The organism is Streptomyces sp. ISL-100 (assembly GCF_018614615.1).
Taxonomy (GTDB): Bacteria; Actinomycetota; Actinomycetes; order Streptomycetales; family Streptomycetaceae; genus Streptomyces.
Genome location: NZ_JAGGOK010000004.1, coordinates 195,436 through 219,826, shown reverse-complemented (window position 1 = coordinate 219,826; position 24,391 = coordinate 195,436). Strand labels below are relative to the sequence as shown.

Annotated in this window: 16 protein-coding genes and 3 pseudogenes; 5 read left to right on the top strand and 14 right to left on the bottom strand. The window is 69.2% G+C overall.

Features of this window, described 5'->3' with window-relative positions:
* The first annotated feature begins 213 nt into the window (after positions 1-213).
* The gene (locus J7E89_RS03325; RefSeq protein WP_214968070.1) at positions 214-1,593 is read left to right on the top strand and encodes an FG-GAP-like repeat-containing protein; all 1,380 of its coding nucleotides are present in this window, start codon (positions 214-216) and stop codon (positions 1,591-1,593) included.
* A gap of 495 nt (positions 1,594-2,088) precedes the next feature.
* On the opposite strand, the gene J7E89_RS41715 is transcribed toward J7E89_RS03325, so the two are convergent.
* Positions 2,089-2,211 carry a hypothetical protein gene (locus J7E89_RS41715; RefSeq protein WP_285439190.1) on the bottom strand — a complete coding sequence of 41 codons (123 nt, stop codon included), beginning with the start codon at positions 2,209-2,211 and terminating at the stop codon, positions 2,089-2,091.
* Between the two features lie 121 nt (positions 2,212-2,332).
* On the opposite strand from J7E89_RS41715, the gene J7E89_RS03320 reads away from it, so the two are divergent.
* The 3 genes from J7E89_RS03320 to J7E89_RS03310 all read left to right on the top strand — a co-directional run bounded on the left by J7E89_RS03320 (position 2,333) and on the right by J7E89_RS03310 (position 4,873).
* The gene (locus J7E89_RS03320; RefSeq protein ID WP_214968068.1) at positions 2,333-3,037 is read left to right on the top strand and encodes a VanZ family protein; all 705 of its coding nucleotides are present in this window, start codon (positions 2,333-2,335) and stop codon (positions 3,035-3,037) included.
* Between the two features lie 68 nt (positions 3,038-3,105).
* Positions 3,106-3,801, top strand: coding sequence for a response regulator transcription factor (locus tag J7E89_RS03315; RefSeq protein ID WP_214968065.1), 696 nt, complete (start codon positions 3,106-3,108; stop codon positions 3,799-3,801).
* Positions 3,794-4,873, top strand: a complete 1,080-nt coding sequence (locus J7E89_RS03310; protein ID WP_214968063.1) for a HAMP domain-containing sensor histidine kinase — start codon at positions 3,794-3,796, stop codon at positions 4,871-4,873. Before J7E89_RS03315 ends, J7E89_RS03310 begins: the two co-directional genes overlap by 8 nt.
* A 306-nt stretch (positions 4,874-5,179) precedes the next feature.
* Here the strand turns inward: J7E89_RS03310 and J7E89_RS03305 are convergent.
* Positions 5,180-5,392, bottom strand: a pseudogene (locus tag J7E89_RS03305) (transposase family protein); the annotation flags it as partial.
* 529 nt (positions 5,393-5,921) lie between these two features.
* Here J7E89_RS03305 and J7E89_RS03300 point away from each other — a divergent pair.
* The gene (locus J7E89_RS03300) at positions 5,922-6,650 is read left to right on the top strand and encodes a hypothetical protein (protein ID WP_251060022.1); all 729 of its coding nucleotides are present in this window, start codon (positions 5,922-5,924) and stop codon (positions 6,648-6,650) included.
* Between the two features lie 577 nt (positions 6,651-7,227).
* Here the strand turns inward: J7E89_RS03300 and J7E89_RS03295 are convergent.
* From J7E89_RS03295 to J7E89_RS03240, 12 genes and pseudogenes are all read right to left on the bottom strand, one after another.
* Positions 7,228-7,928 (bottom strand): annotated as a pseudogene (locus J7E89_RS03295) (2-phosphosulfolactate phosphatase).
* A gap of 1,052 nt (positions 7,929-8,980) precedes the next feature.
* A complete protein-coding gene (locus J7E89_RS03290; protein ID WP_251060021.1) occupies positions 8,981-9,253 on the bottom strand; it encodes an acetyl-coenzyme A synthetase N-terminal domain-containing protein in 273 nt (90 codons plus the stop codon).
* A 149-nt stretch (positions 9,254-9,402) separates the two neighbouring features.
* A complete protein-coding gene (locus tag J7E89_RS03285; RefSeq protein WP_214968061.1) occupies positions 9,403-10,416 on the bottom strand; it encodes an NADP-dependent oxidoreductase in 1,014 nt (337 codons plus the stop codon).
* Between the two features lie 75 nt (positions 10,417-10,491).
* Positions 10,492-10,821: pseudogene (locus J7E89_RS03280) on the bottom strand (alpha/beta hydrolase); the annotation flags it as partial.
* 36 nt (positions 10,822-10,857) lie between these two features.
* Positions 10,858-11,505: a (2Fe-2S)-binding protein gene (locus tag J7E89_RS03275; RefSeq protein WP_214968059.1), complete on the bottom strand. Its 648-nt coding sequence runs from the start codon at positions 11,503-11,505 to the stop codon at positions 10,858-10,860.
* 655 nt (positions 11,506-12,160) lie between these two features.
* Positions 12,161-13,684, bottom strand: coding sequence for an aldehyde dehydrogenase family protein (locus J7E89_RS03270; RefSeq protein ID WP_214968057.1), 1,524 nt, complete (start codon positions 13,682-13,684; stop codon positions 12,161-12,163).
* 111 nt (positions 13,685-13,795) lie between these two features.
* A complete protein-coding gene (locus J7E89_RS03265) occupies positions 13,796-15,379 on the bottom strand; it encodes a GMC family oxidoreductase (RefSeq protein WP_214968055.1) in 1,584 nt (527 codons plus the stop codon).
* 41 nt (positions 15,380-15,420) lie between these two features.
* A complete protein-coding gene (locus tag J7E89_RS03260; protein ID WP_214968053.1) occupies positions 15,421-17,004 on the bottom strand; it encodes an APC family permease in 1,584 nt (527 codons plus the stop codon).
* Positions 17,001-18,470, bottom strand: coding sequence for an aldehyde dehydrogenase family protein (locus J7E89_RS03255; RefSeq protein ID WP_214968051.1), 1,470 nt, complete (start codon positions 18,468-18,470; stop codon positions 17,001-17,003). Before J7E89_RS03255 ends, J7E89_RS03260 begins: the two co-directional genes overlap by 4 nt.
* A gap of 175 nt (positions 18,471-18,645) precedes the next feature.
* Positions 18,646-19,899 (bottom strand): GAF domain-containing protein, encoded by a 1,254-nt coding sequence (locus tag J7E89_RS03250; protein WP_214968049.1) that lies wholly within the window; start codon positions 19,897-19,899, stop codon positions 18,646-18,648.
* A gap of 271 nt (positions 19,900-20,170) precedes the next feature.
* Positions 20,171-21,481, bottom strand: coding sequence for an SWF or SNF family helicase (locus J7E89_RS03245; protein ID WP_214968046.1), 1,311 nt, complete (start codon positions 21,479-21,481; stop codon positions 20,171-20,173).
* Positions 21,478-24,339: a DEAD/DEAH box helicase gene (locus J7E89_RS03240; protein ID WP_214968044.1), complete on the bottom strand. Its 2,862-nt coding sequence runs from the start codon at positions 24,337-24,339 to the stop codon at positions 21,478-21,480. The genes J7E89_RS03245 and J7E89_RS03240 overlap by 4 nt, the downstream gene beginning before the upstream one ends.
* Between the last annotated feature and the right edge of the window lie 52 nt (positions 24,340-24,391).

Below are 24,391 nucleotides of genomic sequence, written 5' to 3'. Positions count from 1 at the left end.
GTGATGCCTCGTCGCTGGGCGGTTGCCCGCTGCAGAAATTTGATTTTCCTCAACGGCTCCGTACAACCCCCAGGCCCCTCCAGCGGTCTCCCGTACGCCGCACGCGCAGCCACGCCGCCGAGTCCCGGCCATTTGTGGGCGAATGCAGGCCGAACGCACCTCGTCCATCAGGGCGCACCACCGCGCCCTCCCGTAAGCAGCAGGAGTCCCCGCATGCACCAGCACGTCCGTCCAGCCCTGGCGACAGCCGTCGCAGCTACGCTGACCACCGGTCTGATCGCCTTCACGCCGGCCCCGGCCTCCGCCGCGGTGGCCAAGCACTACGACGACTTCAATGGCGACGGATACCCGGACATCGCGTACGGCAACGCCTACAGCGGCATCTCCGGGCCGGACGGCTGGTCCGGCGGCGCCGTCACGATCACCTACGGCAGCGCCCGCGGTCTGGATGCCTCCCACACCCAAGTGATCCACCAGGACAGCCCTGGTGTCCCCGGCGCGGGCGAGGAAGACGACATGTTCGGCGAAAGCCTGGCCGGCGCCGACCTGAACAAGGACGGCTACGCGGACCTCGTCGTGGGCAACCCCATGGAGCAGGTGGGCGACGTCGAGTACCGCGGCTCGGTGACTGTTGTCTGGGGCTCCGCGTCCGGCCTGTCCGGCGGAGCCGGCATCACGCCGAAGAGCGGCGCTGCCGGCCACTTCGGCAGGGACCTGGCGACCGGCGACTTCACCGGGGACGGCTCCCCCGACCTGGCGGTCATCGGCGGCAGCGAGACCTGGCTGTACCGGGGCGGTTTCACCAAGTCCGGTACGACGGGCAACGTCAGCAAGATCGACAAGCCGGATGCCGGCTGGTACTCGTCCGGCCTGGCCGCGGGCAAGGTCGACGGCGACGGCAAGGCGGACCTGGTGGTCCTCGGACTGCAGGCGTCCGGCACCGACTGGAACATCCGCGCCTGGTTCCTCAAGGGCTCCTCCACCGGCTTGTCCTCGGGCGCCTCCAAGACCCTCGCCGCCGGACAGAATGAAGACGGCCTGAACGCCGCGATCGGAGACTTCGACAAGGACGGTTACGGCGACATCGCCGTCGGCGAGCCCGGCGAGAGCAGCGGCAAGGGCGCGGTGAACATCTGGTACGGCGCCTCGTCCGGCCCCAGCAGCACCCGCTCGGCGAAGCTCACGCAGGCCACCACCGGAGTCTCGGGCACCCCCGAGGCCAACGACGACTTCGCCTATGACGTGTCAGCCGCCGACTCCAACGGCGACGGCTATGCCGATCTCGTGGTCGGCGTCCCCCACGAGGACGTGGACGGCCGGGAGGACCAGGGCGGCATTCACCTCTTCCGCGGCGGCTCCGGCGGTCTGTCCGGCTCCCGTTCCTCCTGGATACCGCAATCCGTCACGGGCAGCTCCGAAGAGTACGAGTCCTTCGGCCACAGCCTCCGCCTGCGCGACTTCAGCTCCGACGGCAAGGCGGACCTCGCCGTTGCTGCGTCCTCCGGTGGCCGCATTCTGCCCGGCTCGTCCACCGGACCGACGGCCAACGGCTCGTACGAACTGCCCGACCTGGGCGGCGCCTTCCTCGACTGACCTCATCCCTGCCCCGGCCACGACGCCAGTGGCCGTGGCGCGCAGACGCCGTGGAAGTGCCACAGTTCCGACCGCGCGTGACAGCGGAGCCTCGCAGGAGCCCTCCCCGCCGCCCCGAAGCCCCAAGGCCCGTGACGCCGTCCCGCGACAGTGAACGCAGCGCCCGCCTTGGACACATCGCCGGAGCGGGCGCTGTTACGACGCCCTCGAAGCAACTGCCCAGAAGCAGAGTGGGCGAGCAACTGCAGGCCGGCGGGCAGCACGACCTCAATCGGCTTGGATGAGCGAGCCTGCACCTGGCTACGCGACGCCTGTTCGATAAGGCCAGGTCCATCTTTCGTGACCAAGACTCGGCCTCCGCGAAATGTCCGCGTGAGTACCAAGTGGTGCACCGGCCTCAGTGGGCTGGCGTCCGTTTCGGGGAGGCTGCTGTGAACTCACCACAACCACTGCACAACGACCTACCGAACGGAACCGCACTACCGGCCGGACGTCTTAGACGTTCACGGGCCAGGGCAGATGTGCGGGCGTGACGGCGAGCTCGTCCTGGATGCTCGGCAGCGCGATGTGCACGGACGAGTCGTCCAGCACCTGCAGTGGCTGGGCCGGCGCGATCACCAGCGGCGGGCCGTCTCACTGCCAGCTTGCGCCAGTTCCTTGATGCCAGGGATTGCGTGTATCGCGGGCGTATCGAAAATCGCATACGCCACCGCAACGGCCCTCCGTCTCCAATGGGGGCATGAACCACAACGCATCCCTGTCAGCACCGGCCCGCCGTACGCGCAGGATCGTGCTCCTCAGCCTGGCGATCCTCGGCATGGCGAGCGCCGTGTTCGTCGTGCGGCGGCCGCTCATGATGTCCGCTCCGATGTGCATGGCCGGGCGGTGGCACGGCTGCTTCGGTACGTTCAACGGTGTGGTGCTCATCGCGTTGGTCGCGTTGCCGTTGGCCGCGCTGGTGGTGTGGGCTCTGGCGCGCCGTCGGCGTGCCGCCGCCGTCACATCGGCGTGGCGGATGTCGCTGGCCGAGGTGGGCATGGTCCACGGGACGGTGCCGTTCATATGGATGACCATGATGCCGGGCGCCGGGGCCGGTACCGTCCCCGGCCGGGTGAGCCTGGTACCGCTGCGGGACCTGCTCACGATGGGGCCGGCCGGGATCGTCGGCAACCTGCTGATCTTCGCAGCGCTGGGGTTCTTCGCCCCGATGCGGTTCGCGGCGCTGGCGTCTGTGCCGCGGATCCTGGCGCTCGGGGCGGGCTGCTCGGTCCTGGTCGAAACCGCACAGTACGTCCTGCGGCTGGACCGGGTGTCCTCCGTGGACGACGTACTGGTCAACGCCGCCGGCGCCGTGCTGGCCGCGCTGGCGCCGCGCCGCTGGTGGCGCACTACGGCAGAAGCGCCGTCGGACCAGCCTCGCCCCGCGCTGGTACCGGCAGGCTGAGTCGCGTGTCCGGTGTGCACACGTCTTTGCATACGTCGGCGATATGTTGTGCTGTCTAGGCTTCAGGCATGCGCGTACTGATCGTGGAGGACGAGCCCTACCTGGCCGAGGCCGTCCGTGACGGTCTGCGGCTGGAGGCGATCGCCGCCGACATCGCCGGCGACGGCGACGCCGCGCTGGAACTGCTGAGCGTCAACTCCTACGACCTCGCGGTCCTCGACCGCGACATCCCCGGCCCCTCCGGCGACGAGGTCGCCCGGCACATCATCACCTCCGGCAGCGGCATCCCGATCCTCATGCTCACCGCCGCCGACCGGATCGACGACAAGGCTTCCGGGTTCGAGCTCGGCGCCGACGACTACCTCACCAAACCGTTCGAGCTGCGGGAGCTCGTCATGCGGCTGCGGGCGCTCGACCGCAGACGCGCGTACGCCCGGCCCCCGGTCCGCGAGATCGCGGGCCTGCGGCTCGACCCCTTCCGCCGGGAGGTCTTCCGCGACGGACGCTACGTCGCGCTCACCCGCAAACAGTTCGCCGTGCTGGAAGTCCTCGCCGCCGCCGAGGGCGGGGTCGTCAGCGCCGAAGAGCTGCTGGAACGGGCCTGGGACGAGAACGCCGACCCCTTCACCAACGCCGTGCGCATCACCGTCTCCGCATTGCGCAAACGGCTCGGCGAACCATGGATCATCGCCACGGTGCCGGGTGTCGGCTACCGCATCGAGACCGGCTCCGACACCACCCGCCTCGGCAGTACTCATGCATAGACGCCCAGGGCTCAGCGTCCGACTGAAACTCACCCTCAGCTACGCCGGGTTCCTCGCCGTCGCCGGCGCTCTCCTGCTGGCCGTGGTGTGGGTGTTCCTGCTGCGCTACGTACCCGACAACCCCAAGGGCCTTCTCGGGATCTCACCCAACCGCTACCTCCTTGTGCGCACCTTCTTCCCCGCCGCGGCCGTGGCGATGGTCTTCCTGCTCGTGTTCGGCGTCGTCGGGGGATGGATCCTCGCCGGCCGGATGCTCGCACCGCTCACACAGGTCACGGCCGCGGCACGGATGGCCGGGAACGGATCGCTGTCCCACCGGATCTGCATGGAGGGCCGCCAGGACGAATTCCATGAACTCGCCGACGCGTTCGACACCATGCTCGAACAACTCGAGTCGCACGTCGCCGAGCAGCAGAGGTTCGCCGCGAACGCCTCCCACGAATTGCGCACCCCGCTGGCCATCTCGCAGACACTGCTCGACGTCGCCCGCAAGGACCCCACACGGGACCAAAACGAGCTCTTCGAACGCCTGCATGCTGTCAATACGCGCGCGATCGACCTCACCGAGGCCCTCCTGCTGCTCAGCCGCAGCGACCGCGGGAACTTCACCCGCGAGAGCGTCGACCTCTCCCTAGTCGCCGAAGAGGCCGCCGAAACCCTGCTCCGCCTCGCCGAACAGCGCGGGATCACGCTCGACGTTACCGGCGGAGCGACACGGACCAGCGGCTCCGCGGAGCTCCTGCTGCGGATGGTGACGAACCTCGTCCAGAACGCCATCGTCCACAACCTCCCCGTGGGCGGCACCGTGACGGTCCACACCGAAGCGCAGCACGACGCGAGCGTGCTGCGGGTCGAGAACACGGGCCATCCAGTGCCACCGGAACTGGTACCGACCCTCACCGAACCCTTCCAACGCGGAACAGAACGCGTACGCACCGACGAGCACGCCGGCGTCGGCCTCGGCCTTGCCATCGTGCACAGCATCGTCCGCGCCCACGATGGGACCCTCGACATCGTCCCCCGCCCCGCCGGCGGTCTCCTCGTCACGGTTCGGCTTCCCGGCACGCCGTAGGCATCGTCCGGGGCCCACTAGTCCACAGCAGCTGCGGCACGGCACTCTGGATTCCGAGCTCGGCCAACGCTTCGGCGGCCCACTGCCGGACCACACGGTCGTCACTGCTCAGCATGCCTGTGAGGGCATCCCCCCGACGCGGATCTCCCAGCGCGGTGAAAACGTCAATGGCACACAGCTGCCCGCTCACCCCCAACCCCGGTGCCGCCGCGATCAACTGGTCCAGCACCTGAGGCCCCATGCGGATCAGAGCGTGCTGCGCGTCCTCGGCCATCTCACTCCAGTCCGCATCCAGGTCACTGACGCAGCGGTAGAGGGTGGTGGTCCCGACGCTGAATCCTGTGCGAGCTGGGCGTAGGTGTGGCCGTTGCGGAGGTGGGCGAGGGCGGGGAGGGCCTGGCGGCCGGCGGTCAGGCGGCGCCATCGGGTGCCGAGAGCGCGGCGGTGTTCCCGCAGGCGGGCGGACAGGAAGCGAAGGGCGGAGCTGGACATGTCGACGCCCGACGGGTAAACAAGCACGCGAAGCCTCTGGCGGAGAAGGTTCTCTTGGTCGATAAGCCATCTACCAGGGGATTCACCTATCTGTCAGGCCAACTGGCCAGATCACACACCAGGTTGGACCGCTCATTGTCAGACCCGTGCGCCACGCTTGATCTATGCGAACACTCTTCAGCGGCGAAGTGCACGTGGCCTACGGGCAGATCTATGTCTGCAGCGACGACGGCCACTCCCTCGAAGATTCTTTCGCCGGGCAGCGGGCCGGGCTGTGCGGCGGGGCGGTGCCAGGCCATCTCTTTCTGCTGACCGGAATGCACACCGGCTCCGTCCCGTTCACCGTCGAGCTGCACGAGACGGAGCCGGCCCTGGACGCCGACGTCTGGGAGGACATCGTCGAGGTGTCGTTCCGGCCCGAATCGGACGAGATCGAGCTCGTGGAGTGGGACAGCGGCCGGTATCCGCTCCCCCTCTCCGAGACCTCGTACCGGGTCCGGTACCACTGCCGAGGTATGGACGACGCGCACAACGCCATCGCGACGCGGGCGGACCCGTGCTGGATGAGTATCTGCTGCGATTCTGGCCGAGCCCGCCGGCCCCGGACCGCGTGGTCAAGGAAACCAGCCAAACCGCTGCCTATTGGCACGAGTTCGCGCGCAATCAGCCCCCGGGCCCCACCCCCGAGGAGCATGCTGAGGCCGAGGGCCAGGCCCGCGAGGAGGAGGAGCACGCCGCGCTGCGACAGGAGATGGACGCGTGGGGCGGGCGCCTGCCCAGCGACCGGCTGCGGGATGTCCGGGACAAGCTCCGGGGGGTCCAGGGCTATCCCAAGGGCCTCGTCGGCCTTGACGCCGCGCTCGTGCACGCGATCGACGCCGCAGGTCCCGAGGAACAGCGCGCGCTCGCCCGCTGGGCAGCGCACCGCGCTTGTGCGACAGCAGGGCTCAGCGACATCGACTGGGTGGCGCGTGGCCTGGTGGAGCTCGACCGGGGCGAGCCCTACTCGCCGCCGCTGGACGACCCACGACGGCTGCGGGACGCCGCACTCTCCGACGCACGCGTTCCACGGTCCCACGACGGCCCCCCCGGCTTGCCCCAGGCCGCCGCCTTCGCCGCTCTCTTCGATGCTGCCGCCCCCGACCCCCTCAAGGCGGCGCTGGACGCCCTCCTCGCCGCGGCGGTCACCCATGACACCGACTGCCCCCACCTCTTCGCGGAGGTCCGCCGCACCTTCCCAGCGACGGCCATCGCGCCAGAGGCGGAGAGGAGCGGCCGCCAGTAGCGTCACCACGTGCTGACCTTCTGTATCGCGCCACGAGCGCAGCACCGTGCCCGGCTGAGCCAGTCTCCGCAGCCCAGCGGACCGAGAACGAAAGGCCGCCTCCGGGCCGCCATGGACCGGCTCCTGCGCGGCGCGATCCCGCCTGGCGGGAAGTGCGACATCAAGACCCTTGCCCGCGAGGCAGGTGTCGACCGCACCGCGTTCTACGGCACCCGCCCCTACGCTCACCTCCGCACCGAGTTCGAGCGACGACTTCACGCCCTGCAGCAGGCCGGAGACATTCCCGACCCCCGCGAAGCCCGGATCGCCCGTCTCAAGGCGGAGAACGCCAAGCTCAGGGATCGGCTGGCCCAGTCTGAGCAGACGATCACCGAGCTCACGGACTCCGCACCCATGCCCTGGCCCGGCTGGCCGCACAGCACGAGGAGTTCGTGCGGCTCCGCGAGGCCGCCGCCGGAACAAGCCGCGTCAGCTACCTCCCCGCACCACGAACCACCGTCATCGGACATGCAGTTGACGCCGCATACCCGACAGGGTGCTGGCTCTCGCATGGTGAAGGGTTACACCTCGCCAGCGATCAGATTGGGCCCTCGTCGGCTGGCGAAGGCACCACGCGCGGACGCAGGACCATGAGCGAACCTTCCAAGGTCGCCACCATGGCAAAAGGGAACCGGTCGACCTCAAGACAGAGTGCAACGTCATCAGAATGGACGCCTTGACGCACACCCTCCGCCAACTCGGCGGCGGCGCGCGACTCGGCAGCGCGGCGGACGAACTCAGCAGCATCCGTCCCAGCCTGCGTGGCCCTCCGAGCGATGTATTGAGCACACGCCAGGTCTTCATCGGCCTGCCCATCGTCGCCAGTGACAACGAACGTGACACTGTCACTCTTGCGCGTCCGCAAGAGCCGAGCCGTTGCCTCCGCCACCACGAAGCTGGCGCACAGCACCAGCGACGCCTCCTTGACCGCGAGGGCGCCGACCGTCCCTGCCGTGGTCTTCTGCACAACGGTCCGTCCGCCAAGGCCAACAGACCGCAGCAGGCCCGGAGAGTTGACCATGTCGAACCCGGGCGCGGGCGGACCGTCTTTGAGCGCCACCCAATCCGGGTGGCGAGCCTTGAGCGCCAGGGCTTCGTCCAGCGACTCAGCAAGAACGATCTTTTCCGCTCCCGGGCAAAGGCCCACGCAGCCACGGTGAAAGCACGCATGACGTCGACTACGACCGCCACGGACGGGGCTTCGACCAGCTCAGCAATGCCAAGGAAACGAGCGTCCATACCGATCATGATTGCGCATGCCCGACTCGAAGCGCCCAGAGAGTGATCCGCATTACATCGACGCTCTCGGAATGCAACACCTCCGGCTGCCTGCGTCGCGAAAGTAGTGCGCACCTGGACGGCGTCCGGGAGCAGGCCAACTGCCTCATCGAGCAGTTTATGCAGGAGTGGGACCGCGCGCGTCTGGGAGGGCTGCACGTGTCAGCCCGGCGACTGAACTTCGGACCGCCCTACCGTTTCCCAGCGCGCCACCAGCCTTCTGCCGAGGCTCCGTCTGCCACGACCGCGTCCACCACATCGCGGTGCCTTTCCGTCGTGGTGCCGTCGGCTCGTCGTCGGAGTCGAGGATCGCAACTTCAGCTTGCGCAGCAGTCGCGCGAGTTGGCGGCCTTAGGAGGGCGACAGCCCGCCGAGCATCCGGCGTTCGTTGTCGAGGTGCTCACGACCCGGCGGTCGTGGGCGTCCCGTTCACGGACGATCAGGTGTCCTTCTCCAGGCGGTCGATCCGCAAAGTCACCCCGGACGGGCGCGAGCCGGTGCTGGATCTATGCGTACCGATCGGGCATCCGGGGCCGGAGGGCCCATGGCACCTCTGGTAGCCCGGCGTCAGCTCGGCGAGCGTAGAGGCCCTCCAACGACATTGGCTCAGGCTCAGACCTCGAGGAATTCCAGCGCTCTTGTCACGAATTCGTCGTGGTACTGGAAGATTCCTCCGTGTCCGGCATCCGGGTAGAGGGGGACGAGTTCGCTCTGGGGCAGCGTGCCGCCAGGTCGAGTGTGTTCTGGCTGGGCACCATCCGGTCGTTCTCGCCGTCGTGCGGCGAGTCCGTCGACGACGCGCGGATCCCAGTTGTAAGGGGGTTTCCGGCCAGGTGAATCAGGAGGCTCAACGGCACACCCTCCTCGGCGCCGAGCTCCCAGTAGCGCTCATGTCGCTCATAACCAGATCTTTCTGAGAGGTGGGTATCAGGGAGTCCTCTTGACTCTTGACCGAAGGCCCGGAAGGCGAAAGCGAGCCCCTCACGTCATCCTGACGACGCCCCTGCCGACCTTCACGCGGCCTGCCTCGACGTACTCCAGCGCTTCTTGGGTCGACTCGAGAGGGAAGACGGTGTCGACGACGGGGGGTCCGCTTCGACGTGCCGGTCCAGGGCGTTGAAACAGACGTTGAGCCGCGCGTCGGGAAACCAGCGGTGGAAGCGTGCGCCCGAGGAGTCCAGCGCGCGATGCGGAGCGACATCCCAGTCGATCCCCTCCGCCGCCTTCAGCCAGAAGCTCTCCCGGTCCTCGGTACTGGCACGGAAGACGTCCTCGTACATTCCCATCGCGCACTCCTCTGTGGCATTCAGGGGGCGGGGGTGTGGCGAGTACAGCACGTTGTTGGGCACGGATACCCCCATGATGGCCGACACGGCCGGGCAGGATGCCGGAGACCGACCGCCAGGTCACCGACAGGTCCGCCGACCTCCTGGTCTCAGTCGTTGCCGGGCACCATCGAGACCACGACCTTGCCGGCCTTGGTGCGGCCCTGCTCGACGTATGCCATCGCCTCGAGGGTCTGGTTGAACGGGAAGGTCCGGTCGATGACCGGGCGGAGCGTCCCGCTGTCGTAGAGGGCGCCGAGGTTGCGCAGCTGGGAGCCGTTGGCCTGCATGAAGAAGAACTGGTAGCGCACGCTCAGCGCCTTTGCCTGCTTGCGGACTTTGCGACTGAGCGTGTTCATGACCACGCCCATGAATGAGGGGGCGCCGAGCTGCTTGGCGAACCCGGCGTCCGGCGGGCCGACGACGCTGATGGCCAGGCCGCCGGGCTTCAGTACTGTCAGCGACTTCTCGAGGTTCGCCCCGCCGACGGCGTCCAGCACCAGGTCGTAGCCGGACAGCGCCTTCGAGAAGTCTTCCTTGGTGTAGTCGACGACGACGTCGGCGCCGAGGCTCCTGACCAACTTCTCGGTCTCGGCGGTCGTGGTAGTCGCTACCGTGGCGCCGAGGTGCTTGGCGAGCTGGATGACCGTCGACCCGAGGCCACCGGCACCGGCGTGGACGAGCACCTTCTGACCCGGCTTCACATCGGCACGGTCGACGAGAATCTGCCAGGCGGCCAAGGCCACCAGCGGCACCGCGGCTGCCTCCTGGAGGGTCAGCGAGGCCGGCTTGGGTGCGACGTCGTCCTGGTCGATCGCGATGAACTCCGCGAAGCCTCCGATCCGCAGGTCGCGCGGACGGGCGTAGACCTCGTCGCCGGCCTCGAGGCTGCGTACGGCGGAGCCGACCCGCGTCACGACACCGGCCACGTCGTGGCCGAGCACAAACGGAGCCTTGTACTTCAGGAGCTGCTTGAACTCCCCGTTGCGGACCATCTTGTCCAGCGGGTTGATACTGGTGGCGCTCACTCTGACCAGGACGTCTCGGGCCCCGACGGTGGGCTCGGGTACCTCTGCGGCGCGCGCGCCGTCCTTGCCGTACTTCTCTACGACGAATGCCTTCATGGCGGCCGGCCTCTCTGCGTTATCTTCTCGGTGGTGTCTTGGCGGTCGATGTGATGGTTCGGCCAGTTCGTCTGCTCAGGCGCCGAGGTGCCGACGGAGCCACTGGCCCATCTGCTGGATCGCCTGGTCCACCTCGGGCACACGCCCCGCACCCAGAATGAACGAATGCTGCCCCTCGGGCATCGGGTGGACTTCGGAGGTGACCTTGGAGTCGGCCAGTCGGCGGCCGAGCTCGGCGCCGTCGTCGGCGAGGGTCTCGTACTCGCCGTAGTGGACGGTCGTGGGCGGCAGGCCGGTGAGGTCGGCGTTCGCGATGCTGATGCGAGGGTCGGAGAAGTCCACGGCGGGGTCCTGCAGCCAGGCCCCTCGGAAGAGTTCGAGGGTGCCCCTGCTGAGCATCTTGTCGTTCTCCTCGTTCGCGTCGACCGAAGCGGCCGATCCTCACTTCCGGCTTGCGGTCTGCTCGACCGCGCGCACGATCTTCACGTAACAGCCGCAGCGGCAGATGTTGCCGCTCATCCACTCGCGTACTTCCTCCGGCGAGCCGGTGTGGCCCTCCTGGATACAGCCGACGCCGGACATGATCTGGCCGGGGGCGCAGTAGCCGCACTGGAAGGCGTCCTGATCGATGAACGCCTGCTGGAGCGCGTGCAGTTGGTCACCGTCGGCGAGGCCCTCGATCGTGGTGACCTCCGCGCCCTCCAACCGGACCGCCAAGGTCAGGCAGGAGTTGACCCGATGGCCGTCGACCAGCACCGTGCACGCACCGCAGGCCCCGGCGTTGCAGCCCTTCTTGGAGCCGGTCAGACCGAAGTGCTCGCGCAGCAGATCCAGCAGCGAGGTGCGGTTATCGACCGTCACCGTCCGCCGGGCGCCGTTGACCGTCAGGGAAACACCGCTGGCAGGTGGCGCCCCGGCGGCAGCCGCCTCTTGTGGGCCGACGAGGGATGTCCCTCCTCCGATCACACCGATGACGGCACCACCAACCGCGGTCGTAGTGGCGATGAAGGTGCGCCGACTGGGGGCTGTGGAGGACCCGCCGGTCCCGGCGGGGGGTCGAGTGGCAGATTCAGGATTTTCAGTGGACATACGTACGCCTTCGCATCGCGGACGGATCAGCCGCGCGCAGGGGCGCGGCTGGAGGCGGGAGCGCCGTCACCGCAAGATCTGGACAACCGCGCGCCCTGACAGCCGCGGCTGGTCACGCCGGAAGTCTCGCATCACCGGCCGTGGCCGTGGCAGGGAGAGTTTTCTCCCCCGATCCTGCCGGTAAGGAGTGGACGGATGACGGCGCTGTCCGCGGCGGTGCCGATCCCTCCAGTGCTCGTCCGCATGTTGCGCGAGCACATACGCCGCTTCGGCGTGGCACCGGATGGACGTCTGTTCCGCAACGCAGCGGGGAACTACATCGACGCCTCGGCGTACGGCATCCCCTGGGGGCGAGCGCGTGAGGCTGTTCTTACCCTTGACGAGCACGCCCTGGAGCCGGCGAAGCGTCCCTACGATCTACGCCATGCCGGCATCTCGTTCTGGTTGGCCTTCGGCGTCGACCCCGCGGAGTGCGCGCGCCGAGCCGGACAGAGCATCCAGGTCCTCTTCCGCTACTACGCCAAGTTCTTGGCTCAGAGCTGGGATACCGGTGGGATATCGGGAGTAAGGGCATGTTTCGACTCGCTGCTCAGGTGTGCGCCGAGAAGGGCGCCTGACGGGCATGTGCCCTGGTCAGGCGCCCTTTTTTCTGCGTCTAGAAGAAGCCCAGCTTCTGCGGCGAATACGACACCAGTAGGTTTTTCGTCTGCTGGTAGTGCTCCAGCATCATCTTGTGGTTCTCGCGGCCGATGCCCGACTGCTTGTAGCCGCCGAAGGCCGCGTGCGCCGGGTACGCGTGGTAGCAGTTCGTCCAGACGCGTCCCGCCTGGATCGCACGGCCCGCGCGGTACGCCGTGTTGATGTCGCGTGTCCATACGCCCGCCCCGAGGCCGTACAGCGTGTCGTTCGCCGTCCTGATCGCGTCGTCGAAGCCCGCGAAGGACGTCACCGCGACGACCGGGCCGAAGATCTCCTCCTGGAAGACCCGCATGCGGTTGTCGCCCTCGAAGATGGTCGGCTGCACGTAGTAGCCGCCGGCCATGTCGCCGTCGTACTCCAGCTGCTGACCACCCGTGAGGACCTTGGCGCCCTCCTGCTGCCCGATGTCCAGGTACGAGAGGATCTTCTGGAGCTGGTCGTTCGAGGCCTGGGCGCCGATCATCGTGTCGGTGTCCAGCGGGTGGCCCGCGGCGATCTGTTCCGTACGGGCGATCGCCGCCTCCAGGAACTCGCTGTAGTGGCCGCGCTGGATCAGCGCGCGTGACGGACAGGTGCATACCTCGCCCTGGTTGAGCGCGAACATCGTGAAGCCTTCGAGTGCCTTGTCGCGCAGGTCGTCGTCGGCGTTCCAGACGTCGTCGAAGAAGATGTTCGGGCTCTTGCCGCCCAGCTCCAGTGTCACCGGCTTGATGTTCTCGGAGGCGTACTGCATGATCAGCCGCCCCGTCGTGGTCTCACCCGTGAACGCGATCTTCGCGACGCGCGGGCTGGAAGCGAGCGGCTTCCCGGCCTCCACGCCGAAGCCGTTCACGATGTTGACGACACCAGGGGGCAGCAGGTCGGCCACCAGGCTCATCCAATAATGGATGGACGCCGGTGTCTGCTCGGCCGGCTTCAGGACGACCGCGTTTCCGGCCGCCAGTGCGGGCGCCAGCTTCCAGGTCGCCATGAGTATGGGGAAGTTCCAAGGGATGATCTGAGCGACCACACCGAGGGGCTCGTGGAAGTGGTACGCGACGGTGTCGTCGTCGACCTCGCTGAGCGAACCCTCCTGCGCCCTCAGCGCACCCGCGAAGTAGCGGAAATGGTCGATGGCGAGAGGGATGTCGGCGGCCAGCGTTTCGCGGATCGGCTTGCCGTTCTCCCAGCTCTCCGCGACCGCGAGCTCTTCCAGATGCGCTTCCATACGGTCCGCGATCTTCAGCAGGATGTTCGCGCGGTCGCCCGCCGCCGTACGCCCCCACGCGGGAGCGGCGGCGTGCGCCGCGTCCAGGGCGCGCTCGACGTCCTCGGCGGTGCCGCGGGCGATCTCGGTGAAGGGGCGGCCGTTGACCGGGCTCGGGTTCTCGAAGTACTGGCCGCGGGCCGGCGCGACGTACTCGCCGCCGATCCAGTTGTCGTAACGGGGCTGGTACGAGACGATCGCGCCGGCGGTACCGGGCGCAGCGTAACGGGTCATCTCCGTGGCCTCCCTCTGGCGCCGCCCGCCGTTGGGCGGCGCTCGGCGTGAGGCTAGGAGTCCGTACGTTGCGAAGAGGTTGCGGAGCGAGACGGGCGGGTGCCTGGCGGTTCAGGTCGCCTTGAGCATGTCGGCGCACTTCTCACCGATCATCATCGTTGTGATGCACGGGTTGACCGCCGTCAGAAACGGCATCACCGACGCGTCGGCCACCCTCAGCCCCGTCACGCCCTTGACCCGCAGCTGCGGATCGAGCGGCGAGCCGGCGTCGTCCGCCGGGCCCATGCGCACGGTGCTCGCCGGGTGGTAGACGGTGTTGTGGGTCTCGCGGATGTACGCGAACAGTTCCTCGTCGGTCGTGGCGTCCGGGCCGGGCGCGAGCTCGGCGCCGGCCCAGTCGGCCATCGGCGCCTGGGCGGCGATCTCGCGGGCCAGCCGCAGCCCGTACGTCATGACACGGATGTCGTGCTCGTGGGTGAAGTAGCGCGGGTCGACCTTCGGCTTGTCCCGGTAGTCGCGGGTGCGCAGCCGGACCGTTCCCGTGGAGCGTGCCCGGGTGATGTTCGGCGTCAGACAGAAGGCGTTGTCCGTCGTCGGATAGCCGCGCCGGTACGTGTTCAGGTCGAACGGCACCGAGCCGTAGTGGAACATCAGGTCCGGCCGGTCCAGGCCCGGTTCGGTGTCCGCGAAGATGCCGATCTCCCACCACTGGGTGGAGGAGGTGACCATGGGCTGCTTCGCCTCCCACATGATCACGCCTTCCGGGTGGTCCTGAAGGTGGGAGCCGACTCCGGGGGAGTCCACCCGCACGTCCACACCACAGTCCCTCAGGTGGTCGGCGGGCCCGATGCCGGACAGCATCAGCAGCTTCGGCGAGTCGATGGCCCCACAGGCCACGATCACCTCGCGCCGGGCCGCGACCGCCCCGGTGTGAATGGTGTCGGGCTGTAGGTACTCGACGCCCGTGCAGCGCCGACCCGTCGCCGACCCGTCGCCGTCGTCGTCGAACAGGAGGCGCCTGGCCATCAGTCCGGTACGTACCTCCAGATTCGGCCGCTTGCCGAGGACCGGGTGGAGGTACGAGACCGAGGCGGACGAACGGGTGCCGTCGGCCCGCGAGTTGATCTGGAACCAATGGGCGCCGCGCACCACCGTAGTGCCGGTGTTGAACGGTGTGGTGGGGATGCCTACGGCCGTGCAGGCCTCGAGCAAAGCCGCGCCGCACGGGTCTTTCGGAGGGACCGTACGGATGGTCACCGGCCCGGAGCGGCCGTGGTGGTCGCCGGGCGCGTCGTTGGTCTCCAGGCGCCGGTAGAGGGGGAAACAGTCCGCCGCGCTCCAGCCCGTACAGCCCATGGCGCCCCACTCGTCGAGGTCCTCGGCCGGTGCCCAGAAAGCGATGCAGGAGTTGTGCGAGGAGCAGCCGCCCAGCACCTTGGCGCGGGCGTGCCGCATGAAGCTGTTGCCGTTCTCCTGTGGCTCCACCGGGTAGTCCCAGTCGTAACCGGACTCCAGGAGGGCCATCCACCGGTCGAGCCGCAGGATGTTGTCGTCGCCGACGTCCGAGGGACCGGCCTCCACCACGCAGACGGTGACGTCCGGGTCCTCGGTCAGGCGCGCGGCGACGACGGCGCCGGCTGTACCACCGCCGACCACGACATAGTCGTACTCGGCCAGGGCGCTCTCTGCGGACATCGCTTCTCCAGGCAGGCGGGCAGGAAGGGAGGTTCGGTGGGTCAGGGGGCGGCGGACGCAGGCGGTGGCGGAGCGTCAGCGGCCTCGAAGCGGTGCTCGTCCAGTACGCCGGTCTTGTGCCGCTGCACGAACCAGTAGTAGGCGAAGCCGCCGAGCGCGACGATGCCGATGAAGAGGAACGCGCCCCACCGCAGATACCAGTGCTGCGGCCCCGTCGCGTTGTACACCTCCGCGCGCGGCCACGCGAGGTTGATCGACATGGCCGCGCCCCACACCACAGCGATGATGTTGACCGGCAGGCCGAACCTGCCCAGCGAGAAGTTGTCTTCGACGGGCTGCCACTCGCCGCGGAGCCGCTTGATCAGCATGGGCGTGGTGACCATCAGATAGGCCACGTAGATCATGATGATCGCGATGCTCGTGATCACGGAGAAGATCTGCGGCTGATTGATGTTGATCACGAGGATGACGACGGCCACCACGCCGATCACGACGGCCGGCACCACGGGCGTGTGGAAGCGGGGGCTGACCCGGGCGAGCACCGAGCCCGCCGGCAGGTTGTTGTCCCGTGCCATGGCGAACATCAGCCGGATGCCGGCGGCGTGCACGGCCAGCACACAGACCGTGATCGCGATGACCACGGCCCACAGGAACATCTCGCCGATGGTCGAACCGAGCGTCTCCAGCACCACGTACTGCAGACCGCCCGTGGACAGCTCCTCCGCGGCCAGATCCGGCACCGCCATCAGGGCGAAGAGCAGGATGAGCCCGCCGATGAGGAAGGACGCGACGAGCGCCCGCAGGATGGCGTGGGGCGCGTTGCGCCCGGGGTTGTGCGACTCCTCGCCGAGTGACGACGCCGTGTCGAAGCCGTACATGACATACGCGGAAGCCAGTGAGGCCGTCAGGAAGACCCCGAAGTAGCCGAGGTTCTGGCCGCTTCCGAGACCGTACGTCTCCGTCAGGACGATGCCCGGGCCGCGGGTGATGTGCGCCGCGAGGAAGATGATCAGGGCGACGGCGGCGATGAGCTCGATGAACACTCCGGCGGAGTTGATCCGTGCCATGAGTTTGACGCCGAAGGCGTTGACGAGGGTGGAGAAGAGGACGAGCACCGAGCCGAGGAGTACGGCGTTGGCGGCCGCGTCGGTCTTGCCGGTGCCGTCGCCGACGAACTGGAACCAGTCGTCGATCTGAGGCAGCGTGATCTGGTACGCGAGTGCCACGGCCGCCAGCGTCACCATGGTGGCCGTCATCATTATCCAGCCGCCGAGCCAGCCGATGTGCGGGCCGCCCATGGTCTTCGCCCAGTTGTAGACCGAGCCTGCGACCGGGTAGCGGGCGGCCAGCTCGCAGAAGCACAGGGCGACCATCAGCTGGCCGGCGAAGACCATCGGCCACGACCACCAGTAGGCGGGGCCGCCGAAGCTCACGCCGAAGTAGAAGAGCTGGAAGGTGCCGGTGAGGATCGAGATGTAGCTGACGCCGGCGGCGAAGGTGTGGAAGTTGCCGAGCGTGCGCACGAGCTCCGGGCGGTAGCCGAGCTCGCCCAGGGCGTCGTCGTCGTGCTGGGTCTGGGTCCGGGTCGGAACTTCCGGTCCCTTTCCGGCGGCGTCCGTACTCATTCGAACCACCTCAGCGGACTGGGCGCGAGGTTGCGCCAGATGTGTTTGGCCTCCTGGTACTCCGCCAGGCCGGCCGGGCCCAGTTCACGGCCGAAGCCGGACTGCTTCATTCCGCCCCATTCCGCCTGGGGCACGTACGGGTGGAAGTCATTGATCCATACGGTCCCGGCCCGCACCCGGGAGGCCACCCGCTGGCCGCGCGCCACGTCCTCGGTCCAGACCGCGCCGGTCAGCCCGTAGAAAGTGTCGTTGGCGAGCGCGACGGCCTCGGCCTCGTCGTGGAACGTCTCGACGGTGAGCACCGGGCCGAACGACTCGTCCCGTACGACCAACATCCCGGGCGTGCAGCCGTCGAGCACCGTCGGCAAGTAGTAGAAGCCGTCCTGCAGGGCCGGGTCGTCGGGCCGGGTGCCGCCGCAGCGCAGCACCGCGCCCTCTGCCAGACCGGCCGCCACGTACGCCTCGACCTTTTCGCGGTGCGCGGCGGAGATCAGTGGTCCGGTGCGGGCGATCTCGTCGAAGGGGCCACCGAGCGGGATCGCACGCGCTCGCCTGGCCAGCTCTGTGACGAACGCGTCGTGCAGTTCGTCCTGGACCAGCAGCCTGGCCCCGGCCGAACAGACCTGGCCGGAATGCAGGAAGATCGCCATCAGGGCGTAGTCGAGCGCGGCCTCGAAGTCGGCGTCGGCGAACACGATGTTGGGGTTCTTGCCGCCCAGCTCCAGGGCTACCTTCTTCACCGTCGGCGCGGCGGCAGCCATGATGCGGCGTCCGGTGACGAGCCCGCCGGTGAACGACACCATGTCGACGCGCGGGTCCTCGCTCAGCGGCGCGCCCACGATCGGTCCCGCGCCCAGGACGAGGTTGGCGACGCCGTCGGGCAGTCCGGCCTCGGCCAGCAGCTTCATCAGCATGATGGCGGTGTGCGGGGTCAGCTCGCTGGGCTTGAGTACGAACGTGTTACCCGCCCCGATGGCGGGAGCGACTTTCCAGGCTGTCTGAAGGAGCGGATAGTTCCATGGGGTGATGAGCGCGCAGACGCCCACCGGTTCGTGCACCACCCTGCTGTCCACGTCCGTGTTGCCCGTGTCGACGATTCGGTCGGAGCCGCCGGACGCCGTCAGGTTGCCGAAGTAGCGGAAGCAGTGGGCGATGTCGTCCATGTCGTACTGGCTCTCGACGAGCCGCTTCCCGGTGTCCAGGGACTCGGCTCGCGCGAACGCGTCCTTGTCGCGTTCCAGCAGTTCCGCGACGCGCAGGAGCAGCCCGCCGCGCTTGTCGGCGGGGGCCGTCGGCCAGGGGCCGCGGTCGAAGGCGTCACGGGCCGCCGCGATCGCCGCCGAGACGTCCTTGGGGCCCGCCTCGTCGACGGTTGCCACCAGGGTGCCGTCGGCGGGGCAGCGGATCTCGCGAACCTGCCCGTCGACGGCGGCGGTCCATTTGCCACCGATGAACAGCTCCGGCATGGGGACTCCTCCGGGTTCGGATGGGCGGGCACCCGGGTGGCGCCCCGTCCGGACGCGCCTCTGCGGTGCTTCACCAGAAAAGAGCGTTCCGTGGAACGACCCTAAGGAGGCCCGGCCGTGTTCGCAGTGTGGGAGTGGTCATCCGGCGGAAGGGGCGTCGGTCCTGACGCGCCGGTCACCCGCCGCCCTGCCAGGTGTCGAGTTCGCGTACGCGCGTGAGCGCGGCCGGTTGCTGTTCCTGGGGGAGTACGGATGCGAGCGCCTGCCAGACGCTCGGATCGTCCTCCCCCCAGGGGCTGTACGCCCAGTCCGCGAGCAGCCCGGGGTCGGCGCGGGCTATCAGGGCGTCCCGTAACTGGTCCTCCAGGCGTCGTCGCAGACGTACCACCCCAGGGGCCACGGAGGCGGGCAGCAGCGGCCCGGCGTACCCGCTCATGGCTGCGGTCGTCGCCCCGGACGCCAGGCGCCTGGCGACGGTGTCGAAGTCCGTGTCGACGGGAGCGGCGAGCCGGTAGGGGCGGGAGAGGAGCAGTGCGGGGCCGAGCAGATGGCGTAATCGGGAGAGCTCGGCGCGCAGGGTGACGGGGGTGACCGATTCGTTCTCGTACAGAGCGATGAGCAGCTCGTCGCCGGTGAGGCCCTCGGGGTGACGGGCGAGCAGGACCAGGATCTCGCTGTGGCGGCGGCTCAGGCGTACTTTGCGGCCCTCTACGACGAGCAGAGCCTCGTCCCTGCCCAGTGCCCCGAGCTGGACGGGGGAGCGGTCGGGCGGTGCGAGGAGAGCGAGCCGTGACTCGGCCGCACACGCGACCGCCTGGACGAACGCCAGGCTGTGCGGATGCGCGAGCCCGTTCCCACCGGTGATGTCGACGGCTCCCAGGAGCCGTCCGGTGTGCGGATCGTGCACGGGGGCGGCGGCACAGGTCCAGGGCTGCACCGGCCTGCTGAAGTGCTCGGTGGCGAAGACCTGCACGGGCCGGTCGAGGGCGATGGCCGTACCCGGCGCGTTCGTTCCCATCGCGGACTCGGACCAGCGGGCGCCCGGCACGAAGTTCAGCCGCCCGGCGCGCCGACGGGTCCCCGGATGTCCTTCGACCCACAGCAGCCGGCTCTGCGCGTCGCACACCGCGAGCAGATGCTCCCCGTCGCTCGCGAAGGCGCCCATCAGCTCGCGGAACAGTGGCATCACCCGGGCCAGCGGATGCTCGTCGCGGTACGAGCCCAGGTCACCGTCGGTCAGCTCCACACGGGCCGTCGAATCGGGACTGACGCGCGCCCGCGCGGACCGCCGCCAGGACTCGCCCACCACCGCCCTTACACGCCGCTCCAGCCGCCCCGCCGTGGTGAACGCCTCGTGCGCCCGGCGCAGTTCGCCGATCCGCTCACCAGGATCGGCGCCGGCTTCCAGGGCCACCCATGCATCGCTCATTCGGCCTCCCGGGCCATCGTGACGGAGGCCCAGCGACCCGGCAAGCACGCACCCGCTCGTCCAGGGGCATGGCAGGGCGGCCGCTGCCGCACGCAGGTCCCCGACGATGCGGGAACCAGTGAAGGCCGTAGAGCTGAACGGCACCTACCGGACCGCGTTACGGCAATTTTCAGCCGTCCGGCGTTTGAGGACACGCCCGAAGGGCGTCCCGGGGGTCTGGGGGCTTGCCCCCGCTCGCCTCACGACCGAGAGACGGGCGACAAGAGGATGATCACGCCGTTGCGCTGACAGAGTCCACGAGCACGGTGGCGAGTGCCGCCGCCGGGTCCTGATCGGCCGGACCGGCAGGCGTCCACCGCCCGCCCTCCTTGCGGTACGGCCACCACCGTCCGTCTCGACCGCACCGCAGCTGGGCGTCCGCACCAACGACGGTCCACCAGTTGTGCTGGGCACGCAACTGCGGACGTTCATCCTCCTCCCACGCCTCAGCCAGCCGCGTACGGGCGCGCGCGAGGGCCTCCGGCCCCGGCGACCACTCCTCCTCCAGTACGGCGAGCGCGGCACGCCCCCCGTACTGCCATGCCCGTACGGCCAGGGCGAGGTCGGCCCGTTCCCGTCCGGAACCAGACGCGAGAAGTGCGGCGATCCGCGGTCCGGGCCCGGCGGCAGCCAGCCGCACCGCGTCCTCCTCCAGCGTCAGTGGCTCTTCCACCGGCTGCTGTTCATGCCCGTACGACAGTGCCTCGGCCAGGAGACGATGCGCACGCCCGGCCGCGTCCCTCGCGAGGAACTCCAGCGCCGCGACATCGATCCCCGGCGCCGGCCCCGCCTCCGTGTCGAGAGCCGGTGGCCGGCCAGGCTCTCCAGGGAGCGGCGGAGGAGCCGGCAGGGGCGGCGGCATGTCCCGTGCGGCGAACGCCTCGTCGGCCCGCACACCCTCCGGCTCAGCCTCGCCGCCGTCCCCTTCCGGTGTCTCCTGCGGCGAGGCCAGGGCGGCGCTGCGTGCCTGCAACTCGTCGAGCAGTTCCCGCTCACCGCGTCCCCGCATCAGCAGCAGGACGAAGGGGTCCTGGTCCAGCAGGCGCGCCACCTGATAGCAGAGCGCAGCCGTGTGCGGACAGTGATCCCACGCGTCGCACGAGCACTCCGGCTCCAGATCACCGATGCCCGGCAGGAGCTCCGCTCCGGCAGCCGCCGCGTCCTCCACCAGATGAGGCGGCATCTCCCGGTCAAGAAGCGCCGCGATGTGCCCCGCCCGCTCGACCGCCATGTCGAGGAAGCGGTCCCACTCCTCGCCGCTCAACCGCTGCAACAGCACATCACTGCGGTACGCCGAGCCGTCCTTCTCCCGTACCACCGCCGTGATCCGGCCGGGACGTACTGACACGGCGCCGACCGCTCCCTCAGGCGCGTACCTGCGGCCCCTTCTGAGCTGTTCGCCGTCGAGGGCGGTGTCCTCCAGCGCCTTTATCCATGCCCGGCCCCACCACGTCTGCGCGAAACCGCGCCCCCGCGCGGGAGGCAGTGCGTCGAAGGTGCGCTCCGTTTCCCGCTGCTCACCTGTCGTGTCCCAGTCGCTCATCGTGTGCCTCCTCGCAGCTCCACCAGCTCCGCCAGCTCCGCGTCGGTCAGTTCGGTCAGCGCGGACTCGCCGTTCCCGAGAACGGCATCCGCGAGCTCTTTCTTGTGCGCGAGCATTCCGGCGATCCGGTCCTCGATGGTTCCCTCGGCGATCAGCCGGTGCACCTGCACCGGCTGGGTCTGCCCGATGCGGTACGCCCGGTCCGTGGCCTGAGCCTCGACCGCCGGGTTCCACCAGCGGTCGTAGTGCACGACATGGGCGGCCCTCGTGAGATTGAGCCCCGTGCCGGCCGCCTTCAACGACAGCAGGAAGACCGGGGCCTTACCGTCCTGGAACCGCTGGACCATGGCCTCACGCTCCGGCACGGGCGTACCGCCGTGCAGGAACTGGGTGCTTGTGCCGCGTGCCGCGAGGTGCTTCTCCAGCAGCCGCGCCATCTGTACGTACTGCGTGAACACCAGCACGCTCGCGCCCTCGGCCAGGATGGTGTCGAGCAGCTCGTCGAGTAGTTCCAGCTTCCCGGAGCGGCCCGCGATCCTGGGCCGTTCCTCCTTCATGTACTGAGCCGGGTGATTGCAGATTTGCTTCAGCGCGTTGAGCAGCTTCACCACAAGCCCGCGCCGGGCGAACCCGTCGGCCGCCGAGATCTCGGCGAGCGTCTCGCGGACCACCGCCTCGTACAGACCGGCCTGTTCCGCGGTGAGTGACACGGCATGGTCCGTCTCCGTCTTCGGCGGCAGCTCCGGAGCGATCCCGGGATCGGACTTCCGGCGCCGCAGAAGGAACGGCCGTACCAACTTGGAGAGACGCTCGGCGGCGGCGGGGTCGTTGCCGCCCTCGACCGACTGTGCGTAGTGCCTGCGGAACGTTCCGAGCCGGCCCAGCAGCCCGGGTGTCGTCCAGTCGAGGATCGCCCACAGCTCGGAAAGGTTGTTCTCCACCGGTGTGCCGGTGAGCGCCACGCGCGCGTGGGCGTCAATGGTGCGCAGTTGCCTGGCGGTCGCCGAATACGGGTTCTTGACGTGCTGAGCCTCGTCGATGACGACCATGCCCCACGGCTCGGTCCGGGCGAGCCGCGCGGCGTCGAGCCGCATGGTGCCGTACGTCGTCAGGACGAACTCCCCGTCGGCCAGGGCGTCCAGGCTGCGTGAGGCGCCGTGGAACCGGCGTACGGCGGTCCCGGGAGCGAACTTCTCGATCTCACGCTGCCAGTTGCCCATCAGGGACGTGGGGCAGACCACCAGGGTGGGGCCCGCCGTCCGCTCGTTCGTCTGCCGGTGCAGATGGAGAGCGATGAGTGTGATGGTCTTGCCGAGGCCCATGTCGTCGGCGAGGCAGCCGCCGAGCCCGAGGGACGTCATGTGGTGCAGCCAGTTGAGGCCGCGCAGCTGGTAGTCGCGCAAGGTCGCCGTGAGCGCGGCCGGCTGCGGAACCTCCCCGTGCCCCGGGCCCTCGGGATCGGCGATCCGCTCTCGCAGCCCCGCCAGCCACCCCGACGCCTGTACGTCGACCTGCCGGCCGTCCAGCTCCATGCGGCCTGTCAGCGCGGCACTGAGCGCATCGATCGCGGTGACCTTGCGGTCCTGCGTCTCCCGCGCGCGGCGGGCCTCCTCGGGGTCGATGAGGACCCACTGGTCGCGCAGGCGCACAACCGGCCTGGTGGCCTCGGCCAGTTGGTCGAGCTCCTCCCGGGAAAGCTGCTGACCCCCCAGCGTGAACCGCCAGTTGAAAGCGAGCAGAGCGTCGGGCGACAGGAAGGACGGCATGCCGGACTGCGTCTGCCGCGCATTCTCCGCACCTTGCGGACTCCTGCCCTCCTCGGGTGGCCCCACGACCGCGCGTGCCGTCAGTTCGCGTGCCAGTTCTTTCGGCCAGTGCACCTGGACTCCGGTGGCCGCGAGCGCCCGGGCGGCCTCACCGAGCAGCTCGGTGAGCTCCTCGTCCGCCGGCTCGATCGCGTCGGGCACGGCAGCCGACAGAAGTGGCGCCAGCGGCGGCCAGGCGCGGGCGGCGCGACGAAGGGCCAGCAACGCGTCCATACGGGCGCGCGGTCCGAACGCCGGACCGGTGTGGCCATTGCCGGCCCACACCTGCGCGGCGTCAGCGACCAGCGAAGGGTCGCTGACACTGTGCATCTGGAGAACGACACGGAAGGCGGGCCCAGCCTCGACGGACAACTCGACCCTCAGGGAGATCCGTACGCCCGCGTCGTGCCCGGCGGCGACATCCGTCGCCCAGGCACGCTGCTCGGGAAGCCGCTGCGGCTCGGCGCCGGCGTACGCGGGACCGGCGGCGGCCGTCGCCGCGGCGGGCGTACGCGGCAGCCCGTCCGCGACCGCGTCGAGGAACGCGCGCAGAAGCTTCTCGGGAGCGGGCAGCCGCAGCGGGCGTTCCGCGGCATCGAGGGGTACGGCGTGCGCTGCGGGTGGCATGGCGGCCGCCAGCTCGCGCACCCGTTCCTGGTCCTCGACGGTGAGCGGTCCCGCCCGCCAGGCGTCGTGATCGGCGGCGCTGAGTCCCGGCAGGAGCAGCCCGCGCGCGGCCAGCTGGAGGGCGACGAGCGCGGCCGCACCCCAGAAAGCAGCGGCAGGGTCGGCTTCCGCGGACGCGCGGGCCCTGGTCAGGACCGGCAGAGCATCCCGTACAGGCAGCAAAAGGGCCCGTACGGTGTGGGCCGTGGCGCCGTCCGTGACGACGGCCAATTCCTCCACCGTGCCAGGGGCGGAGGGGAGCCCGCTTCCGTCGGAGCGCCAGAAGGCCACCTTGCCGGTGCGTGCCGGGTCCGCGGGCAGGAACACCACGGAACATCGGGTGAGTTCGGAGATCTCGGAGAGCGTTGCCGCGGGAGGCCGGTGCACAGCGATGCCGAATTCCTCAAATTTGACTAGTGGCTTTCGAAGACGCCGAGGG